Genomic DNA, 20,647 nt, shown 5'->3' on the forward strand with positions numbered 1-20,647 from the left:
TTCAACCGGGACCTTTTTCTTTTTATAGTAATGTGGTCTTTATCCTTTGCTCTTTAATCCTTCTCTTAAAAGGAAATTTCCTTGCCAAACAATTTGGCGTATTTGCGTTTATCAAAACGATAAAGCGTAGCTGCACGATAAGATACACCTTTTTGTTTTTCGTCGAGTTCTTTCAACACGCCAAAGCTTACAATCTTTTTTCTAAAGTTGCGCTTATCCAGTTTTTTACCGAGAATCAGTTCATATACATGTTGCAACTGGGTGAGGGTAAATTTTTCCGGCAGCAACTCAAACGCGATCGGCTGGTGTTTAATCCTTCGCTTGATTTTTTCCAGGCCCTTATCATAAATCTTCTGGTGATCGAAAGCCAGTTTAGGTAAATCCGTAATGGGTAACCATTTGGCACGTTTCGCATAGGTACTGATCGGACGGGGTTCTTTATCACCACCTAAACGGATAAGTGCATAATAGGCCAGGGTAATTACCCTACCCTGCGGGTGCCTGTTTGGATCACCAAAAGCATAATATTGCTCCATGTAAATTCCACGCAGACTGGTCAGCTCATATAATATACGCGATGCGGATTGATCTAAACTTTCATCTGCACCCACGATATTACCAGGCAAGGCCCACCAATCTTTAAACGGCTCTTCATTTCTTTCGATGAGTAAGATTTTAAGTTCCTTGCCATCAAACCCAAACAACACGCAATCTATCGAGAATACAGAATCTAAATGAGGTAAAATTTGTTCCAAAGTAAAATTTAATTATTTTAAACAGATAAAGGTATGACTTTCAATATTAAGTAAAAAAAATAAAAAAAATTACTTAGTGTAAAAATTACACACTATATTCGTATCATAGATGGAGCCAAATATTAAAAACATAGCTGTACTTACTTCCGGTGGCGATGCCCCGGGAATGAATGCAGCCATTAGAGCTGTTGTTCGAACCGGAATTTACCATGGCATCAACATGTTTGGTGTAATGCAGGGATACCAGGGTTTGATTAAGGACAATATAAAATCGATGGACGCCCGTTCTGTAAGTAATATTTTACACTTAGGGGGTACCATTTTAAAAACTGCACGCTGCCTGGAGTTTAAAACTGATGAAGGTCAGCAAATTGCCTACCAGAATTTAAAGAAAAATAACATTGACGGTTTAGTGGTTATTGGCGGTGATGGCACTTTTACCGGCGCAAAACGTTTCTCAGAAACTTTCGGCGTAAAGGTAATTGGTATACCTGGAACGATTGATAATGACCTTGCAGGTTCTGATTTTACATTGGGTTATGATACCGCAATCAATACTGTCATTGAAGCAATAGATAAAATCAGGGATACCGCAGATGCGCACGACAGGTTGTTTTTTATAGAAGTAATGGGCAGGGATTCGGGATGTATTGCACTAAGAAGTTCAATAGCCAGTGGTGCCGAAGCTGTTTTATTACCTGAAAGGGCAACCAGTGTGGATGAACTGATTACTAAACTTGCCCTGGGTGCGGCTACAAAAAAATCATCAAGCATAGTTATTGTTGCCGAAGGACATAAACAAGGCGGTGCTTATGATATTGCCAAGAAAGTAAAAGAAACTTTTGACCATTATGATACTAAAGTTACCATACTTGGACACCTTCAGCGCGGCGGCAGCCCGAGCAGCTTTGACCGTATTTTAGGAAGCAGACTTGGTTTTGCAGCCGTAAATGCACTCATTGCCGGAGAAAGCGGACAAATGGTAGGTTTACACGGCAATGCAGTTAAATTAACCAGCATCACAGAAGCGTTAACTGCACACAGCTTCAAGCTTGAGCCGGATTTAATGGAAATGACAGAAGTTTTATCAATTTAATATGGTGGCGGTTGTTTATAGTGGATCAAAAACTGCATTTTGGAAATTAACCCAAAATGGCAAAGTAGTGGCACACTGCAATACGACCGGAATTAATCCGACTTTTGTTGATGCCAAAATGATTTTGCAAATCCTGAACAAGAAAATTGTTCTGGTTAATCATGCAGAAAATATTAAAAAAATCTATTTCTTTGCAGCAGGAGCATCTTCAGCAGAAAGGAAAATAGAATTGGCAAATACTTTATCATCATTTTTCAGATACAGTAAGGTTTTTGTTGAAAACGATTTATTCGGCGCTGCAAAAGCCGCCTGTTACGAACAAACCGGGATAGTGGGCATGTTGGGAAGTGGTTCAAACTGTGCGTATTTTGATGGTAAAAAACTCCTCAACAATTGCTTTGGACTAGGCTATATTCTGGGAGATGAAGGGTCTTCAAACTATTTTGGCAAAGTACTTTTAAAAAGTTTTTTAAGTAAAACACTGCCCGAAGATCTTGAAACCAAATTTGTCAGAAACTTTAATCTTGATCGCCCTCAAATTTTGGAAAGAATATATAATAAGCCACAGGCCAATATATTTCTGACCTCTTTCTTTGACTTTTTTACACAAAATATAAAGCACGAGTATATCCTCAAATTAATTGATGAAGGCTTTGAGAAATATTTTCAGACTTATGTATTACCTATGGCAACTAAATATCAGGGTGAAGATATACACTTTGTTGGAAAAGTAGCTGCAGAACTGGAAGAACAGTTGCAACTGGTAGCAGACAGGCATCAGCTTAAAATTAAAACCATTATTAAAGAACCAATACTAAATTTATTAAAACATTACACTAATTAACAAAAACAATGAGCAAAATTGGAATAAACGGCTTTGGCCGTATCGGCAGACTGGTTTTCAGAGCTGCATTAAAAAGAGGATTGGATATCGTAGCAATTAATGACCTGATTGAGCCTGATTATATGGCTTATATGTTAAAATATGATACTACACATGGCAAATTTGACGGCACAATTGAGGTTGTAGATGGTAATTTAGTTGTTAATGGCAAAACAATTCGCGTAACAGCAGAAAGAAATCCTGCTGACCTGAAATGGGATGCAGTTGGTGTTGAAGTGGTTATTGAATCTACAGGTTTATTCTTAACCCGTGCGGATGCAGAAAAACACATCGCAGCAGGTGCTAAAAAAGTAGTTTTCTCTGCTCCGGCTAAAGATAGTGACATCCCTACTTACGTAATGGGTGTTAACCACCATAAATTAACTGCAGATCAAACAATTGTTTCTAATGCATCTTGTACAACAAACTGTTTAGCACCTATCGCTAAAGTTTTAAATGATAACTTCGGAATTGTTGAAGGCTTAATGAGTACCATTCATGCGGTTACTGCAACTCAAAAAACAGTAGATGGTCCTTCAGCTAAAGACTGGAGAGGTGGCCGTGGTGGTTTCTCTAACATCATCCCTTCATCAACCGGTGCTGCCAAAGCAGTAGGTATGGTATTACCAGAATTAAAAGGCAAATTAACCGGTATGTCATTCCGTGTTCCTGTGGCCGACGTTTCTGTTGTTGATTTAACTGCCCGTTTAGAAAAACCAGCAACTTATGAGCAAATTAAGGCAGCCATGAAAGCAGCATCAGAAGGTGAATTAAAAGGCGTATTGGCTTACACTGAAGATGAGGTTGTATCTTCTGATTTCATTGGCGATGACCATGCATCTATTTTTGATGCCAAAGCAGGTATTTCATTGAATGACAACTTTGTAAAGGTGGTTTCATGGTACGATAATGAGTGGGGATATTCATCTGCACTTGCTAAATTTGTAGAATATTACGCAAGTTTATAATACAAAATAGCCATAAGGCTAAATACTGTATTCAAAAAGCGACATTAACCTTTGGTTTTGTCGCTTTTTTATTTTAAACCTGAATTTCATTTATAAAGCCGATTTAAAATGAAAGGTAAAACTACTTAAGCGCATAAAAAAATGCTAATAAAAATACTTTATCTATAAATAAAGCTTAAAAAAGATTTAAAATGCACTTTTATTTTATAAATCATTCAAAAATTCAACTGACTATAACCATCCAAGCTAAAATTTAATACTATTTAACAATTACTTAACATATTTTGGATGTATATTTGCAATACGGTCATTTTAACAACGATTTACCAGTTAAAAGATAGTTGCAGATAAAAATGACAAAAAAAATATATAAAAATTTCTTAGTGTATTTTTTACACTATCATTTTTTTTACTATATTTGTAGAGTAATAAACGGAACGATGTTTATGCAGATTAAAAAAGATAAATCATTCTCCTTAAAAAATATTTTGACGGAGGATTAAAGACAAAGCCTGGCTCATAACAGGTTTATATTTGGTTAGAAAAAAAGGAGACGCTCGGATGAGGTCTCCTTTTTCTTTATATCAAAATTTAGCATTCACAAACTTTGAATCCATAAAACAAAATATGATGAATATTTAGGGTGAAATACAACCTACGGAAACATCAGCCGCCAAACACCGCTGATTTTTACAGTTGATGAAGATTGATCTGGCGATTGGTAATCTGATGCAACCAGGTAAAGATTTTGAATTTAGTTTCATCATATCCTGATATAGAATTCCAGAAATCTAAAAAGATTTTCTCAAGGATAATTTCTGCAGCATGTTCATCGGCAATCTTGCTGCGGATCATGCCGTATATTGCAGCTGCATATTGCTTATAAATGGTTTTAAAAGCTTCAGGATCACCAGATCTTAAATTATTAAGAAAAATTTCATGCTCAGAAAGCTGAATATTGAGGCCATAGCCTGCTTCCTGCTGATTAACTATCTTTAATAATTGCATTTTACTGATCTGTATAATTAGCTAACATTACATTTTTTTATTTGTTCGGTTTACCAACTAACTATCAAACAACCCAATGGAATATAAGTATAAAAGATACCACAGAACCACATTTTTATTCTTTTGCTAATCCCTTAATAAATTAAAATCATAACTGGTTTGGTTGCCAGAGGTTTTGTACATTTGACTGGCCAATGAAAATCTTAGTCTACTTTTTGAGTATCACCATTTTGCTTTTATCTTGCATTACCTGCGAAGACGTTATGGCGGTGGAAATCAATAGGCAAACCAATGAGGCTATTCTAACAATTTCAAATACGAACACTGTACCGGATAATGATCATTGTTCGCCGTTATGCACCTGCAATTGTTGCGGGCAGCCTATTGTAAATATATGTACCGAATTATTGACGCTTCAGTCAAAATCTTTATCTTCCAATCAGATAAAGCCTGGTTACCAAAGCAGAAATGTATCCGACTATATCCGAAACATCTGGCAACCGCCAAAGTTGAATAAAAATCCTATCGGTTAACCGATATCGTTAAGAACCTATCTCAAGGTTTAATTATTCAATTTATACTATACAGATGCAAAAAATAATATTATTGCTATGCACATTTTTGTGCTTAGGAAGTGCTTACGCACAAAACAGTCTTGAAATATCAGTCAGGAATAAAACGGACAAAACCATTATTAGTGATGCAACAGTGCTGATTAAGGGCACTAATCTTATCATAAAAACCAAAGCAGATGGTACTGCCAGTTTTGAAAACATTCCCGATGGTTCTCAGACCATAATCATCAGAAATGTAGGATTCCGGGAACAACGCCTTATCGTTACTTTCCCGTTAAATCAGGTGAAGACGTATGAAATTTTCCTGGAACCGGCAGAAGATGAACTGGATGAAGTTATTGTTTCTTCTACCAGAACCAGCCGGAGTATTCAAAACACCCCCACTCGCGTGGAAACCATTGAACTGGAAGAAATTGACGAGAAAAGTAATATGCGGCCAGCCAATGTTTCGATGATCCTGCATGAAAGCACGGGTATTGCCGTGCAGCAAACTTCGGCCACCAGTGCCAATGCCAGTATCAGGATTCAGGGCCTGGATGGACGTTATACCCAGCTTTTAAAAGATGGGTATGCCAGTTTTGGCAATTTTGCCAGCGGATTGAGTATCCTCGAAATTCCACCGCTCGACCTGGCGCAGGTAGAAATTATTAAAGGTCCAGCCTCTACGCTTTATGGTGCAGGGGCAATTGCCGGTGTAGTCAACTTTATTTCCAGAACACCGAGGGAAAAAGCCGATTTCAACATGATCCTTAATCAATCAAACGTAGGCCAAACCAATATCGGGGCTTTTAGCATGCAGCGAAAAGGAAAACTGGGCTACAGCCTGCTTGCACTTACCAATTTTCAGAAAGCTTATGATGTTGATCAGGATGATTTTACAGAACTCCCAAAAACAAATGATTTTACCATTCACCCGAAAGTATTTTATTATCCGAATGAAAAAACAACTATTGTAATTGGCAATGCTTTTACCAGAAGCAACCGCACAGGTGGAGATATTTTTGTGATTAATAATGGTGCAAACGCCAACCACCGCTATTTTGAAAGCAACAAAAGCCTTCGCAATACCTCTACCCTCGATTTTGGCTACAAGGTAAATGCATCAGATTTACTGAAGATCAAAACCAGTTTCAATTATTTTAAACGGAATATTGCCATTCCTGACTATACTTTTAACGGGACTAACTATAATGCTTATACTGATATCAGTTATTTGAAAAACATCAAAAATCAAAGCCTGATTTTTGGGTTGAACATCGTATATGATAAGTTTGCAGAGCAAGATCAGCTCCCGAATCTGTCAAAAAACTTTACGACCAGAACGGCCGGCCTTTATGCACAGCAAACCTGGGATATCTCCGATCGTTTTAAGTTAGAAAGCGGTATGAGGCTTGACTTTGTTAATTATTTCAATGCATTTTACCGCAGGAATGAAGCCTTCGTTTTACCTAGGATTTCTGCTTTGTACAAAATCAATGATCATTGGAGTTCAAGAATTGGTGGCGGCCTGGGTTATAAAACACCAACACTCTTTACCGAACAAACCGAAACTTTTCAATACCAGAACCTATTGCCGCTAAACCAGGTTAAAGCAGAAAAAAGTTATGGAGGTACGGCAGATATTAATTATAAAACGGCTATTGGCGCTGACTGGTTATTCAGCCTGAACCAAATGTTCTTCTATACAAGGATCAATAATTCTACTATCCTGCTTCAAGACAATCAGGGCGCATTTCACTTTGAAAACACCACACAACCTGTACAAAGCAGGGGTTTCGAAACCAATGCAAAGATTATTTTTAAGGAAAACTTTAAGCTTTTTGCCGGTTATACTTTTACCGATGCCAAGGCAGATTACCTGCCGGTTATTCAAAATATCAGGCTTTTACCTCAAAATAAGGTGAACCTGGCTTTGCTTTATGAAAAGGAACGCAATTTTAAATTAGGGCTGGAGGGTTATTTTACCGATCGTCAATACCTTTACAATAATCAATTAACCAGTGCATTCTGGGAGTTTGGTTTCATGGCAGAAAAGGTTTTTGGCAAAATCTCCATATTTATTAATGCCGAGAATTTTACTGATACCAGGCAGAGCCGGTATAAAAGTGTGGTTAACGGATCACATCTTAACCCCAGTTTTGACGACATCTGGACACATACAGAAGGCAGAACTTTTAATGGCGGGATTAAATTAAAGCTTTAAACAGATAATCAAACTAATTTCTAAAATATCTATTGTCAAAGAAAACAATTTTTATATCTTTGCAGCCGCTCTGGAAGCTTCCACTCCAGAGTTTAAGAAAGCCTTCCAGCAATGGAAGGCTTTTCTTATTTAAGCCTATTTGCTTTTGAATATGATTACGGCTAATGGTGGCAAGGTAATGTTAACCGAATATTCCTGCCCGTTATATCCCTCTTTCCGGGGAATAATCTCTCCCCTGTTGTTAATTCCGCTGCCGTAAAACAGAATATCATCCGTATTAAAAATTTCTTTCCATTTGGTTTTAAACGGCACACCAATGCGATAGTGTTCACGAACTACAGGTGTTAAATTAATGGCAATTACCAGTGTATCTTTGGCCTTTGGCCCTTTCCTCATAAAAACAAATACCGATTCATTGGCATTATCAGCATCAAGCCATTCAAAGCCTTCATAACTGAAGTTAAAATGGTAAAGTGCAGGTTCCTTTTTGTAGAGGAAATTCAGTGCTTTCACCGTTTCCTGCATCCCCTTATGTCCAGGATACTGAAGCAGGTGCCAATCTAAAGATTGGGTAAAGTTCCATTCACTGGTATCGGCAAATTCATTTCCCATAAATAGGAGTTTTGCACCCGGGTGAGTAAACATGTAGCCATACAGCGCCCGCAGGTTAGCAAACTTTTGCCAGTCATCACCAGGCATTTTATACAGCATGGGCGATTTTCCATGCACCACTTCATCATGTGAAAAGGGCAGCATAAAATTTTCAGTAAACGCATAAGTCATGCTAAAACTTAGCTGATGGTGATGGTGTTTGCGTTCCAGCGTATTAATTTTAAAATACTTCAGGGTATCATTCATCCAGCCCATCATCCATTTCATGCCAAAACCCAGTCCACCGGCATGAACAGGATGTGTTACACCCGGATAAGTACTGCTTTCTTCAGCGATGGTTTGAACACCTTCAAAATTACCATAAATGGCCACATTGAGGTCTTGCAGAAACTGAATGGCACCAAGGTTTTCGCTGCCCCCATATTCATTTGTTGCCGCATCACCGTCTTCTCTTGAGAAATTGTAGTACAGCATAGAAGCCACTGCATCTACACGCAAACCATCCGCATGATACTGGTCCATCCAGAAAACAGCATTGCTGATTAAAAATGAACGAACTTCATTGCGGTCGTAATTAAATATATAGGATTTCCAATCGGGATGAAATCCCTTTTTCATATCAGCATGTTCATAAAGATGCGTTCCATCAAATTCATATAGCCCGTGCCTGTCACCTGGAAAATGTGAGGGTACCCAATCCAGGATAACCGCAATATTGGCCTGGTGCAGGGCTTCAATCAGGAACATTAAATCCTGTGGTGACCCATAACGTGAACTGGCACCAAAATAGCCGGTAATCTGGTAGCCCCAACTCGGAAAATAAGGAAATTCCATTACCGGCATCAGCTCTACGTGGGTAAAACCCATTTCTTTAACATAAGGTACTAACCGGGTAGCCACTTCCCTGGCGTTGAGCACCCGTTCAGGGTTTTGCGGATCACGCTCCCAGGAGCCTAAATGCAATTCATATACTGAAATGGGCTGATCAAGTGCATTCAGTTTTGCCCTTTTGGCCAGCCACGATTTATCTTTCCAACTGTAATCTGTATCCCAAACCACACTGGCCGTTTGCGGAGGATGTTCCCACTTTCTGGCATAAGGATCGCCCTTTAAATGTTCAGAAGCATCAAAACCCTTTACAAAATATTTATAAACCTCTCCTTTTGAAACCCCAGGGATAAATCCTTCCCAGATCCCTGATTTATCCAGTCTTTTATACAGCGAATGCGAAGTTCTGTTCCAATCATTAAAGTTACCGGTTACGCTCACTTCCTGTGCATTTGGTGCCCATACCGAAAAATAGGTTCCATTTGTTTTTTCTACACTGATTAAATGAGAACCCATTTTTTCGTACAGCCTGAAATGCTTTCCAACCGAAAAAAGATCAATATCATAATCGGTGAAAAGGCTATGTACCCAAACTGACCTGCTTTTATCTATCGGTGTTACGGCTATATTTTTTTTGGAAACTTTTTTTGCTGGTATCATAATTTGACTGGATAGGTTTAGCCCAAACACTAAACAGCGTTTGGGGCTAAAAGATTTACAGACTTAAAATCTGTATTTCAGTAAAGTTTTTAAGGCACTTGAAATGCAGCACACTTCTATCATCAATATGATAGTCGGTTACTTCTTTATTATCAACGATAATTTTCTTCACCTGAAATTTCATACCTATAATGTGGCAGCTATAAAATTCATAGTTTGGCGTATAAAGCCCTTCAATTCTTTGGTTAATTTTCAGTCCCTGTGCATCATTTGCTTTTACCGTAAACTTTTTCTCCAGGTAAATATCCTGTTCAAAAGCAAAGGTATCTCCATGATCTTCATACATATAGGAGTTAACTTCGTAATCGCAACTATAAACATTTAATGCCACCTCGGTAATTGCTTTTTCATCTACATATTGCATTACCGGGTATTCCGGAATGACAGATCCTGCTCTTACAAAGATCGGCATACTGTCAATCTTTGCTTCGATGTTGTATTCATTTCCGCCATCTAAAACTTCATTGGTCCAGAAATTATACCATAATCCTTTAGGCAGGTACACTTGTCTGGATATTGCGCCCTGCTCCAGAACAGGACAGATCAATAATTTATCACCATAGCAGAACTCATCCTGGCGGAAGCTGTTGCTAATATTTTCCTGCTCCAGCATCACCAATGGTCTTAAAATCGGAAAACCATAACGGTGATGTTCCCAGAAAACAGAATACAGGTAAGGCATTAAACGGTATCTCAGTTCAATAAATTTACGGTTAATATCTTCGAAAAACCCGCCAAAACTCCAAGGCTCCCGTTCAGCTGTATCACCCGCCGAGTGTGCACGCATAAATGGAGAAAACGTTCCCAACTGGATCCATCGGGTAAATAATTCACCATCAGGTTCGCCGCTAAATCCGCCGATATCTGTTCCGCAGAAAGGCACCCCTGAAACTGATAGTCGCTGGCATTGGATATTGCCTATTTTTAAATGTTCCCAGGTGGCAATGTTATCACCGGTCCATACACTTGCATAACGCTGCATCCCCGAATAGCCTGCACGGGTAATGGTAAATGGCCGCTTATTGCGCATGAGTTTTTTCAATCCTTCATAAGTAGAGCGCACCATCTGCATGCCATAAACATTATGTGCTTTGCGGTGCGAGCCACGGTAACCATCGTAATTGTGGCGAACATCATTCGGAAACGTTCCGGAACCAAAAACGGCCGGTTCATTCATGTCATTCCAGAAACCTGCAACACCCATATCCACCAGTTCTTCGTACAATTTACCCCACCATTTTCTTACTTTTGGATTGGTAAAATCCGGAAACTGGCAACGGCCAGGCCATACATGGCCTTCCATAAAATAATCATCACTTCTTCTGCAAAAGTATTTATTGTCTTTTCCTTCTTTAAACACCCAGTAATCATCATCCACCTTAATGCCCGGATCAATCATTACCACGGTCTTGAAACCATCGTTAGCAAGTTCCTTGATCATGCGGCGTGGATCGGGAAAATATTTTTTGTTCCATGTAAAGCAGCGGTAGCCGTCCATGTAATCGATATCAAGATAAATGGCATCGCAGGGAATTTTCCGATCCCTGAACTGTTTGGCAATTTCCTTAACCTTGGTTTCCGGGTAATAACTCCAGCGGCATTGCTGATAGCCTAATGTCCACTTCGGGGGCATAGGATGTGTTCCGGTTAGGCTGGCATAACGTTTAACCACGTCCATAATATGCGGACCATGAATATAGTAATACTGTAATTCGCCACCATCAGCCCAGAAACTGGTTTTATTTACATCTTCACTACCAAAATCAAAATATGATTTAAAGGTATTGTCAAAGAAAATACCATAAGCTGCCTGGTTATGTAACCCGATATAGAAAGGTATGGTTCTATACAAAGGATCCTGATTCCAGCCATAAGAATAGGCATCCGTGTTCCAGTTTTCGAAGCGACGACCGCGAAGGTTAAAGTTCCCAGATTTATCTCCTAACCCGAAAAAATTCTCTTCTGAATGGCATTTTTTGGTTGCATAAATATAGTAGCCACCAAAATCCACATTTTCTTCCCAGTGCATGGAGTTGGCCTCATCTACCATTACCAAATTGGTGATGTTATCAGAAAAGGAAATATGAAAGTTTTCTTTCTCTATTTTACAGGTAACGGAGTGGGTAGAAACCGTATAATACCCTTCGTGTTCCTGCATTTTAAATACCGAAACCTTTTGATCTACTTCCGGTACGGCATAAGAGAAGTCATCCAGAAAAACACCATGTGGCGCCATGCGTACACGAATGATTTCATCACTCACCACACGAACCTCAACTCTTGCATCGCCATCAGAAAAATAAAAGCGGTTTCCCTCTTTCTTTACCTTCTTTACGGCCCCCAGATATTGCTTAACAATTGGTTTAACCGATATATCAACAGGATTGTTTAAATGTTGTACTTCCTGTGCCTTTTCAACCAGTTCATTTACCTCATTAGGCTGATCATTTTGCTCTTCCATCCTTATTTATTCAAATTTGCTTTAAACCCATTCTTAAACCGGGATTGTGCTTAAGAAAGTACTATTATACAAATTATTTTATAGAAGCGGTTAAAAAACCTATTGCATAATCAAATGCCTTCTTATCTGCCCGTCGGCAACTTTATCCTGAAAGAAAAAGGATTGGAAATAAACCTTCGCTACGCACACCCCCGCTATTACCTCTGTGCCATCAAACCTGAGAGACACTATCCAAACACTTCATAGCAGCATTACCCCCGGCTCCTTTTTAAAAAAGGGGCCGGGGGGGCGGCTCTAAAACATCAGCAATAAAATCTGTCTTGTTTCTTAGCAGGTGGGTTTTGCCCATCAACTGCCGGCTGCAGCGCGTTAAAATGCCCCTTGCATAAACTTTTCGCCAAATCCAAAAAAGCTTCTGTTAGGTCTACAAATTGAAATACAGATTTAATTTCAAGATCCTGATCAGCCTGAAAACCAGCTTGACAATAATTTTCCATTATTTTTTTCAGCAGCTGTTCATTTTCTGTACAACCTAAAAAATGTTGCAGCTTACTTTAGCGAAACACGCACATAAATAAAGCAATTGTTTTAAGTTGTAGCTTTCGGCTTTGTAATCCATAAAAACATAATGATTTATGCCCCCTTTATTGTTATTTCATCGGAGGGCATACTTTCGCTGCGCTCAGGTTTGGTTACCTTTTTATCAAGAAAAAGGTAAGAGCTCCTCGGCTGCGTTGAGCCGAGGCAAGCCAGAGCAAAGGGCAAAGATCTCTCCGCTGCGGTCGAGATGACGATTGATCTCGATTGAATTACGCATAATATCCCTCTGCACGACCGCTACCGGCCTGGGAGATGATGGCAGGAGAAGCCGTTGAAATTTTTGCACCTCCGTTCAAATGACCCCACTGCCCAAGGTAGCGCACACGGCTCCTTAGAAATTAATCTTGATTACCAAACAAAATCGAGTCCTTGTACTACCGCTTTTAAAATTTCGACGAGCTAATCCAACATCAGGTCCAAGCCTTGATTGTTTGCTTCTTTGTTATCAAGAACAAAGAAGAAGAGGCCACAGCAGCCAGCCGAAAACAACTCCTGTCAGTAATTACGGCAAAGATTGCTTCGCCGGCTGAAAAAGCCGCCTCGCAATGACGATTTAACTGATCATCTGCACCCCGCTACCAGCCTCTGTGCGTATAATATCGATTTCATTAAATCATAACACTTATAAACGCAGAGCATAACCAGCCCGTTCTTCTTTTTTAAAAACCTATAAGGATTTGAAAACCTTATAGGTTTAGGTATTACTAAGGATTAAAAGAATAAGCAATATAATAAATGGCCCCTGCAGCAGGGTTACCATAAGAGGTGATGTAATATTTATTCATCACATTCGATCCACCCAGTTTAATAGCCGATTTTACTGAAGGGATTTGTAAACTCACCTGCGCATCAAGCGAGCTGTAAGCCGGTACATCTCCTGAAGCAAAGGAAGAGTTCCAGTAAAATTTATCCTGCCAGCGGTAAGACACATTAAACCCAAAGTTTTTAATCACTTCCCTGTTGCCTAAACCCAGGTTAAAACGAATTTTCGGCGTATTAAAATCGTTAATATAGTTGACTGGCAAATCGCCAATCTGGTTATATGAAACGTTTCCGCTTAAGGTCCACTTATTGATCAGGTAATCAAGCCCCAGGGCGGCACCGTAAGAACTCACTTCCCCCTCAGCATTTACCGGAACGCCAAATTTAACAAACGTAGGGCTGGCCGCTGTACCCACATTTTGATACACATCAACAGCAGTAATAAAATCTTTATAAATATTATAGTAACCATAAGCATCAACCAGGAGATTGGGCAAAATCAGTCCTTTATAACCTAACTCATAAGACTGAACACTTTCAGGCCGAACGCCCCTGCTATCAAATGTATATTGCTGCAATAATGCCGGATTTGGCGTACCCGTGGCCGCTGAAGCCAGGAAAGCACGGTAGCTTACATCGGTATAAGGTTTATTCGCATCTAAGTGATATTTATTGAAAATGATTTCAGGCAAGCCGCCAATTAAACGTTGCGACCCACCGCCAACAGCCAGATCAATGTACTGATTTTGTGTGGTTGGGTTGCGGTACCCTGTTTGGTATGATGCCCTGATGTTATTATTCCTGGCCACGGTAAACACACCGGTAATCCGTGGTGTAAAACGGCCTTCAAAATTCTGGCTTTTATCATACCTGCCGGCAAAAGTAATCTTCAGTTTATCATTCAGTATCTTTTTACCTACCTGTGCAAATGCACCATATTCATTAATATCAATCGATTCATTTAAATCATTAAAGATGGTTCCGGCAGAATTCAAATCATATAAACGATAGGATGCACCCACCTGAAACTCCACGACCTTATTAAACGCATTGGTGAAATTGTACATGCCCTCATAATGATAAAGATTGGATTTATCATCAAACCTGGCTCCATAAACACTTTTTGTTGGATCAGTGCTATTGATAGATGTAGCACTGATGGTGGTATTCATAATGGTATTTTTAGCATTTTCATACCCCGCGCTTCCAGGTGCAAACCTTCCCTGGTTGGCGGCATTCCGGGCAAGTACATGTGCGGCCGCATCGTTTTGTCCGGCAGCCCTTGCCCCTATGTAATTACCGATATACTGTGGAAACCAGGTAGTAGAGGGTTTTGAAACTTCGTTGATGTAACTACCCAAAATAGAGGAAATATAAGAATCGCCTGAACGCTCCTGCGTGGTATATCCTTTTAAATAAAAATCCTCCCCTTTTAATTCCAACTTATACTGACCAATGTTGAAATTACGTAGCGAATAACGATCTGATCCGGTATAAACTGAAGTACCTGTGCCCCAGTTCGCCTGTGCTACCGCCTGAATGGTATTGGTGAAATTATAATAAACTGCACCAGATGCCTTGAGCGATTTAGTATCATAATCAACCAGATCAGATTCCTGATAACCTGTCCTGGAAACATTCTGATCCGGGATAAGATTAGCTTTTAAGCCCACATAAAAAGGAAGATAATTCTGAACTGCAGGCCTCAATGCAGCGGGCAGTCCGGCCAGGAAACCAGCTTGTTGTGCGGCATTTGGAATAGCGGCACCAAAGGTACCATCCATTAAAGCCTTGATGTTTGGGATTGCGCCACCTGAACCTGCATTAATTCCGGAAATGGTAGCATTTTGTACGCTCAGTGCCACGTTCCGCATATTCTGGCTCACTTCATCCCCATATACGTTGATCCCGTCATAATTGGTATCACTGCTACGGTCACCCGTTTTTGCTGTCCTGGCATTCCGGTCAAAGTTTGAATAATTGTTTCCAAACCAGTCTTTGGCCTGCAAAAATGAAAATGCGGCCTTCACACCAAATTTTTTATTCCATGATTTCGCCAGACGGACATCCAGCTGATTAAAGGGCTGCACGCTGCTGTTTTCATCATTTACATGATTTACACCCGATTTATACTGAAAACTGGCACCCTGATATTTAAAAGGATCTTTCGAAGTCATCAATAAGGTTCCGTTGATACCACCGGCACCATATAAGGCTGACGATGCACCCGGCAATAATTCTACATGATCAACATCCAGCTCAGTGATGCCCACAATATTACCTACTGAAAAGTTTAAGCCTGGGGCCTGATTATCCATTCCGTCGATATACTGATTGAAACGTGTATTTCCATTGGAGTTAAAACCACGTGTATTGATGGATTTAAAAGTTAGACTCTGCGTGCTGCTTTCTACACCTTTCATATTGTTTAAAGCATCATAAAATGAAGGTGCCGCAATATCGCGGATAGAAGCAGCACTCATCCGCTCAATGGAAACCGGCGATTCCAGAATGCGCTCAGGTGTCCTGGATGCAGAAACAACCACATCACCACCCAAAAGCACAGCAGCTTCCATCTCCACTACAATTCCGGTAGCCGTACTATTAATTAACTGTTCCACAGTACCATAACCTACATAAGACGCAACCAGGGTAAATGGAAACTTTGCAGCAGTTGAAAAACTAAAGGTACCATCAGCAGCAGATGCCGTACCGCCAGGTTGCCCTTTAACCATCAGGCTCACACCTGACAATCCTTCTTTTGATTGCTTATCTTTTACAGATCCACTGACCGTAATGCGCTGTGTCTGTGCAGTTAAATTCATCGTGCACATCAATAATAACGCAAATAAAATTTGTGTAAAAATCCTGCTCATAAATAAATTGCTATTTGGTTTGTATTATTAGTTATATAAACTTAAATATTATTTTTGACTTCACCAGTATGGTGTGTAATATTTATGATTGAATATATAATTTTGATTGACATTCTGTTTGTTGTATTTTGCAGTCCTTATAAACGATCAGTTAAATAGATACTGTAATTTCTGAGATTTTTGCGAACCCACATGAACAAATTAAGAGCATTATTCTGCATCATCATACCTATAAGCCTGGCTTTCTTTTTCAATACAAAAATTGGAAGTACTCCACCCCTGCTGAAGTTCTTAAACCCTTTTATGGGATTTTGGCAAAATGCTGAAAACAATCATTTTATGTTTAACCATAAGGTGAAAATTAAGGGTGCTACAGATCAGGTCGAAATTTTTTTTGACGACAAAATGATCCCGCATATTTTTGCCCAGAATGATCATGATCTTTACCTGGCCCAGGGTTATGTAACCGCCATGCACCGCCTTTGGCAAATGGATTTTCAAACGCGTTTTGCAGCAGGCAGAATCAGTGAGGTAGTTGTATCTGAACCTGCACGCGAAAGCGACCGTTATCAGCGCAGAATGGGCATGGTATATGGTGCAGAAAACTCGCTTAAGGGCATGATGGCTGATCCAAAATCAAAGGAAATGATATTGGCGTATACCGAAGGGATTAATGCCTATATCAAAACACTCTCCCGTTCCAATTATCCTATCGAATATAAAATACTGGATTTTAAACCGGAACAATGGACCCCGCTCAAATGTGCGCTTTTGCTCAAACAAATGTCGGCCATTTTAGCCATGGGATCTGATGAATTTTATATGACCAACATCCTGAAAAAATTTGGTCCTGAAATTACCAAAAATCTTTTCCCGGATTATCCTTTTAAAGAAGATCCGATTATTCCGGTGGGTACTAAATGGAATTTTTCGCCATTACCCATTCCCAAAACCCCTGAAAGTTTCACCGTAAGCCAAACCGGCGATGTACAAACCAAACAAAAAGTAGAAGGCATCGGAAGTAACAACTGGGCCCTTTCCGGAAGTAAAACCGCTTCAGGCTATCCGATTTTAGCCAACGACCCGCATCTGGAACTGAGTTTGCCATCCATCTGGTATCAGATTCAATTGCATGCACCCGGTATCAATACTTATGGTGTTTCACTGCCCGGTGCACCAGGAATTATTATTGGCTTTAACCAGAAAATTGCCTGGGGTGTGACCAATGTTGCAGCAGATGTGCTCGATTTCTATCAGATCAAATTTAAAGACAGTACACATAATGAATACTGGTACAACAACAAATGGAATAAAACAACTAAACGCCTGGAGCTGATTAAAATCCGCGGAAGCAAGGATCTTATTGATACCGTTTACTACACCCATCAGGGACCTGTGGTTTATCTTCAGAAATCAAATTTCGTTAAAGCAAACAGTGTGCCTGTGGGTGATGCCTTAAGGTGGATTGCACATGACCGTTCAAATGAACTCATGACATTTTACTACCTGAACAGGGGTAAAAACTATAGTGATTACAGAAAAGCATTAACCTATTATACCGCACCGGCACAAAACTTTGTGTTTGCCAGTGTGGATAATGATATCGCCATCACGCCAAATGGAAAGTTTCCGCTGAAATGGAAAAACCAGGGAAAATTTATTCTCGATGGTACCGATCCGGCATACGACTGGCATGGCTGGATTCCCGCTTCACAAAACCCTACTGTGAAAAATCCACCTAGGGGTTTTGTAAGTTCAGCTAACCAATCTTCTACTGATCAGACTTATCCTTACTACCTCAATTGGGAATTCGCACCTTATGAACGCGGAAAGCGAATTAATGACCGTTTAACGGCGATGAATAAGGCTACGATGGACAGCATCAGACTCATGCAGACTGATAATTACAGCATCCTGGCCCAGAACCTGATTCCGGCTGTATTGCCACTTTTAAATCCGGAAAATTTAAACGCTACCCAAAAAGAAGCATTGAATTATTTAACTAAATGGAATAAACGTTATGATGCAGGTGAAATTGCAGCCAGTATTTTTGAAATCTGGACTAAGCGCCTCGCATTCGATATTTGGGACGATGAATTTACAGTTAAAGGTATTCCAATGCGTTATCCATCAAGAGACCGCACAGTTGAAATGATATTGAAAGAACCGGCTGCCAAATGGTACGATAATGTAAATACCAGTCGGAGGGAAAACCTCGCTGATCTGGTTAATGAATCGTTCAAATACAGTTGCGATAGTTTGGAACGCAGATTCGGGCCGATCAATAAAGACTGGAGATGGTCTAACGTGAAACAAAGCAATGTTCCGCACCTGGCCAAAATACCAGGTTTTGGGTCTGAAGTATTACAGATTGGCGGAGCAAAAAGCACCATCAATGCCTTAAGTGAAACAAATGGTCCATCCTGGAGAATGGTAATCGAACTTGGCAAAAATCCTAAAGGCCATGGTGTATATCCAGGCGGGCAATCTGGTAACCCCGGAAGCAAATTTTATGATAATATGATTGATACCTGGGCAAAAGGTCAGTTATACGATTTGTTTTATATGCAAACGCCGGATGATCAGTCTGGAAAAATTATCTCTCGTTTAAAAATTTCTAAATAATTTAAAATGGTTTTTATTGTTATCGTCATCATCTGCTTTTTCCTTCAAATGATTGCACCCTGGTGGGTAATTATTGTGGTGGCCTTTGCCACTTGCGGCATTATAGGTAAAACGGGCAAAATTGCTTTCTGGCATTCCTTTTTTGCTATAGGCTTACTATGGATTGGCTATTCGCTATTTAAAAGCTTACCAAACGATAATTTGTTAGCCAGCCGGGTGGCAGTGATGACAGGTGTAAAGCTCTGGTGGGTACTATTATTGGTAACGGGAATACTTAGCGGATTAGTGGCCGGAATCAGCGGTTATTGCGGCTATCAATTTAGAATGGCGATGCTGGCTAAAAAAACTGACGATAAAATAGCATAAGGCTTCGTACTTTTGCAACGTGGATTTGACAAATACTGATATTTTTACAATAAACAATGCTCAGTCTTTTCAAGACCAGGCTTTAGCAACCTTTAAATTACAGGCAGCAAACTGCCAGGTTTACCGGGAATATATTCATCATTTAAAAATTGATGTCAATCAGGTATCCGCCATCGAACAGATTCCGTTTCTGCCCATTGGTTTTTTCAAAACGCATCAGATCGTGAGTAATCAACATCCTGCTGAAGTAATTTTCAGCAGTTCTGGTACTACAGGAATGAGTCATAGCAGCCATTACGTAACAGATGTGGCTTTATATGAGCAAAGTTACCTGCTTGCTTTCAATCATTTTTATGGCAAAGTATCAGATTACTGTTTTCTGGCTTTACTTCCCTCCTACCAGCAAAGATCAGGTTCTTCTTTAATTTATATGGTTAATGATCTGATTGAAAAAAGCGGTCATCCACAAAGTGGTTATTTTTTGGATAACCATCATGACCTTTTGCAAACCTTAACAGATCTTAAAATTAAGAATCAACCAACTGTTTTAATCGGTGTAACTTATGCCTTACTGGATTTTGTAGAGAAATTCGATCTTAATTTCCCTGAATTGATTGTAATGGAAACAGGCGGTATGAAGGGCAGAAGAAAGGAAATGGTTCGGGAAGAACTTCACCAGCAATTAACAGAAGGTTTTGGCGTACCTGCTATTCACAGTGAATATGGCATGACAGAATTGCTTTCACAGGCTTATTCTTTGGGTGAGGGCATTTTTCAATGTCCGGGCTGGATGAAAGTACTGATCCGGGATACCAATGATCCTTTAACATTGATTCCTGAAGGAAAAACAGGAGGAATAAATGTAATTGACCTCGCCAATATTAATTCTTGCTCATTCATCGCCACGCAGGATTTGGGTAAAATAAATGCTGACCAAAGTTTTGAAGTGTTGGGCAGATTTGACAATGCCGATATTAGAGGCTGTAATTTGCTTGTGCAGTAACTGAATTAATTCCAAAACTCAATTAGCTAAAACAATTACCTGCTAAAAAGGATTATTTATACAAAACCTTATACTATGAAAAATATCTTCTTGGCAGCACTAACCCTAACAGGTTTATTTGTGGCCTCATGTAACGGAAAACAAGCAGATCAGGAAAATGCAGATAGCACCTATAAATATTCAGATACGAATAAAAAAGATTCAGCAGCTATGGATACCACAAAAGGTAAAATGCTGGCTGACTCTATATCGAATACCCCTGCCGATGCTAAACATTAGCATTCTAATTGGAAACTGATCATTAAT

Annotated in this window: 13 protein-coding genes; 8 read left to right on the plus strand and 5 right to left on the minus strand. The window is 39.7% G+C overall.

The genetic code is table 11. The annotated features are described in order from the left end of the window. Window positions 1-65: 65 nt before the first annotated feature. Entirely contained in the window at window positions 66-755 is a 690-nt protein-coding gene (locus CBW18_RS04295) for an NUDIX domain-containing protein (protein WP_088300039.1), read from the minus strand. Between the two features lie 109 nt (window positions 756-864). Between CBW18_RS04295 and pfkA the strand changes: the two genes are divergently transcribed. From pfkA to gap, 3 genes are read left to right on the plus strand one after another with little or no spacing between them, the layout of a single operon-like run. Then, window positions 865-1,851 carry a 6-phosphofructokinase gene (gene pfkA, locus CBW18_RS04300; RefSeq protein WP_088300040.1) on the plus strand — a complete coding sequence of 329 codons (987 nt, stop codon included), beginning with the start codon at window positions 865-867 and terminating at the stop codon, window positions 1,849-1,851. A gap of 1 nt (window position 1,852) precedes the next feature. Further along, window positions 1,853-2,695, plus strand: coding sequence for a hypothetical protein (locus tag CBW18_RS04305; protein ID WP_088300041.1), 843 nt, complete (start codon window positions 1,853-1,855; stop codon window positions 2,693-2,695). Window positions 2,696-2,703: 8 nt separating this feature from the next. Next, complete coding sequence (gene gap, locus CBW18_RS04310) at window positions 2,704-3,702, plus strand: type I glyceraldehyde-3-phosphate dehydrogenase (RefSeq protein WP_025144555.1); 999 nt, start codon at window positions 2,704-2,706, stop codon at window positions 3,700-3,702. 690 nt (window positions 3,703-4,392) lie between these two features. Here the strand turns inward: gap and CBW18_RS04315 are convergent. Then, entirely contained in the window at window positions 4,393-4,710 is a 318-nt protein-coding gene (locus tag CBW18_RS04315) for an RNA polymerase sigma factor (protein ID WP_088300042.1), read from the minus strand. 588 nt (window positions 4,711-5,298) lie between these two features. Between CBW18_RS04315 and CBW18_RS04320 the strand changes: the two genes are divergently transcribed. Then, entirely contained in the window at window positions 5,299-7,488 is a 2,190-nt protein-coding gene (locus CBW18_RS04320; protein WP_088300043.1) for a TonB-dependent receptor domain-containing protein, read from the plus strand. Between the two features lie 135 nt (window positions 7,489-7,623). Here the strand turns inward: CBW18_RS04320 and glgB are convergent, their stop codons facing one another. The 3 genes from glgB to CBW18_RS04340 form a co-directional block, all read right to left on the minus strand. Further along, window positions 7,624-9,588, minus strand: coding sequence for a 1,4-alpha-glucan branching protein GlgB (gene glgB, locus CBW18_RS04325; RefSeq protein WP_088300044.1), 1,965 nt, complete (start codon window positions 9,586-9,588; stop codon window positions 7,624-7,626). Window positions 9,589-9,643: 55 nt separating this feature from the next. Next, window positions 9,644-12,109 carry a glycoside hydrolase family 31 protein gene (locus tag CBW18_RS04330; protein WP_088300045.1) on the minus strand — a complete coding sequence of 822 codons (2,466 nt, stop codon included), beginning with the start codon at window positions 12,107-12,109 and terminating at the stop codon, window positions 9,644-9,646. Window positions 12,110-13,413: 1,304 nt separating this feature from the next. Continuing rightward, the gene (locus CBW18_RS04340; RefSeq protein WP_088300047.1) at window positions 13,414-16,347 is read right to left on the minus strand and encodes a TonB-dependent receptor; all 2,934 of its coding nucleotides are present in this window, start codon (window positions 16,345-16,347) and stop codon (window positions 13,414-13,416) included. Window positions 16,348-16,539: 192 nt separating this feature from the next. Between CBW18_RS04340 and CBW18_RS04345 the strand changes: the two genes are divergently transcribed. The 4 genes from CBW18_RS04345 to CBW18_RS04360 all read left to right on the plus strand — a co-directional run bounded on the left by CBW18_RS04345 (window position 16,540) and on the right by CBW18_RS04360 (window position 20,620). Continuing rightward, window positions 16,540-18,972: a penicillin acylase family protein gene (locus CBW18_RS04345; protein ID WP_088300048.1), complete on the plus strand. Its 2,433-nt coding sequence runs from the start codon at window positions 16,540-16,542 to the stop codon at window positions 18,970-18,972. Between the two features lie 6 nt (window positions 18,973-18,978). Then, window positions 18,979-19,338 (plus strand): hypothetical protein, encoded by a 360-nt coding sequence (locus tag CBW18_RS04350; protein WP_088300049.1) that lies wholly within the window; start codon window positions 18,979-18,981, stop codon window positions 19,336-19,338. A gap of 25 nt (window positions 19,339-19,363) precedes the next feature. Further along, on the plus strand, window positions 19,364-20,341 hold the full coding sequence (locus tag CBW18_RS04355; RefSeq protein WP_088300376.1) for an acyl transferase: 978 nt from the start codon (window positions 19,364-19,366) through the stop codon (window positions 20,339-20,341). Between the two features lie 75 nt (window positions 20,342-20,416). Then, the gene (locus CBW18_RS04360) at window positions 20,417-20,620 is read left to right on the plus strand and encodes a hypothetical protein (protein WP_088300050.1); all 204 of its coding nucleotides are present in this window, start codon (window positions 20,417-20,419) and stop codon (window positions 20,618-20,620) included. Window positions 20,621-20,647: the final 27 nt, after the last annotated feature.

The sequence above is a fragment of the Pedobacter sp. AJM genome (assembly GCF_002197755.1).
In the GTDB taxonomy this organism is placed as follows: Bacteria; Bacteroidota; Bacteroidia; order Sphingobacteriales; family Sphingobacteriaceae; genus Pedobacter.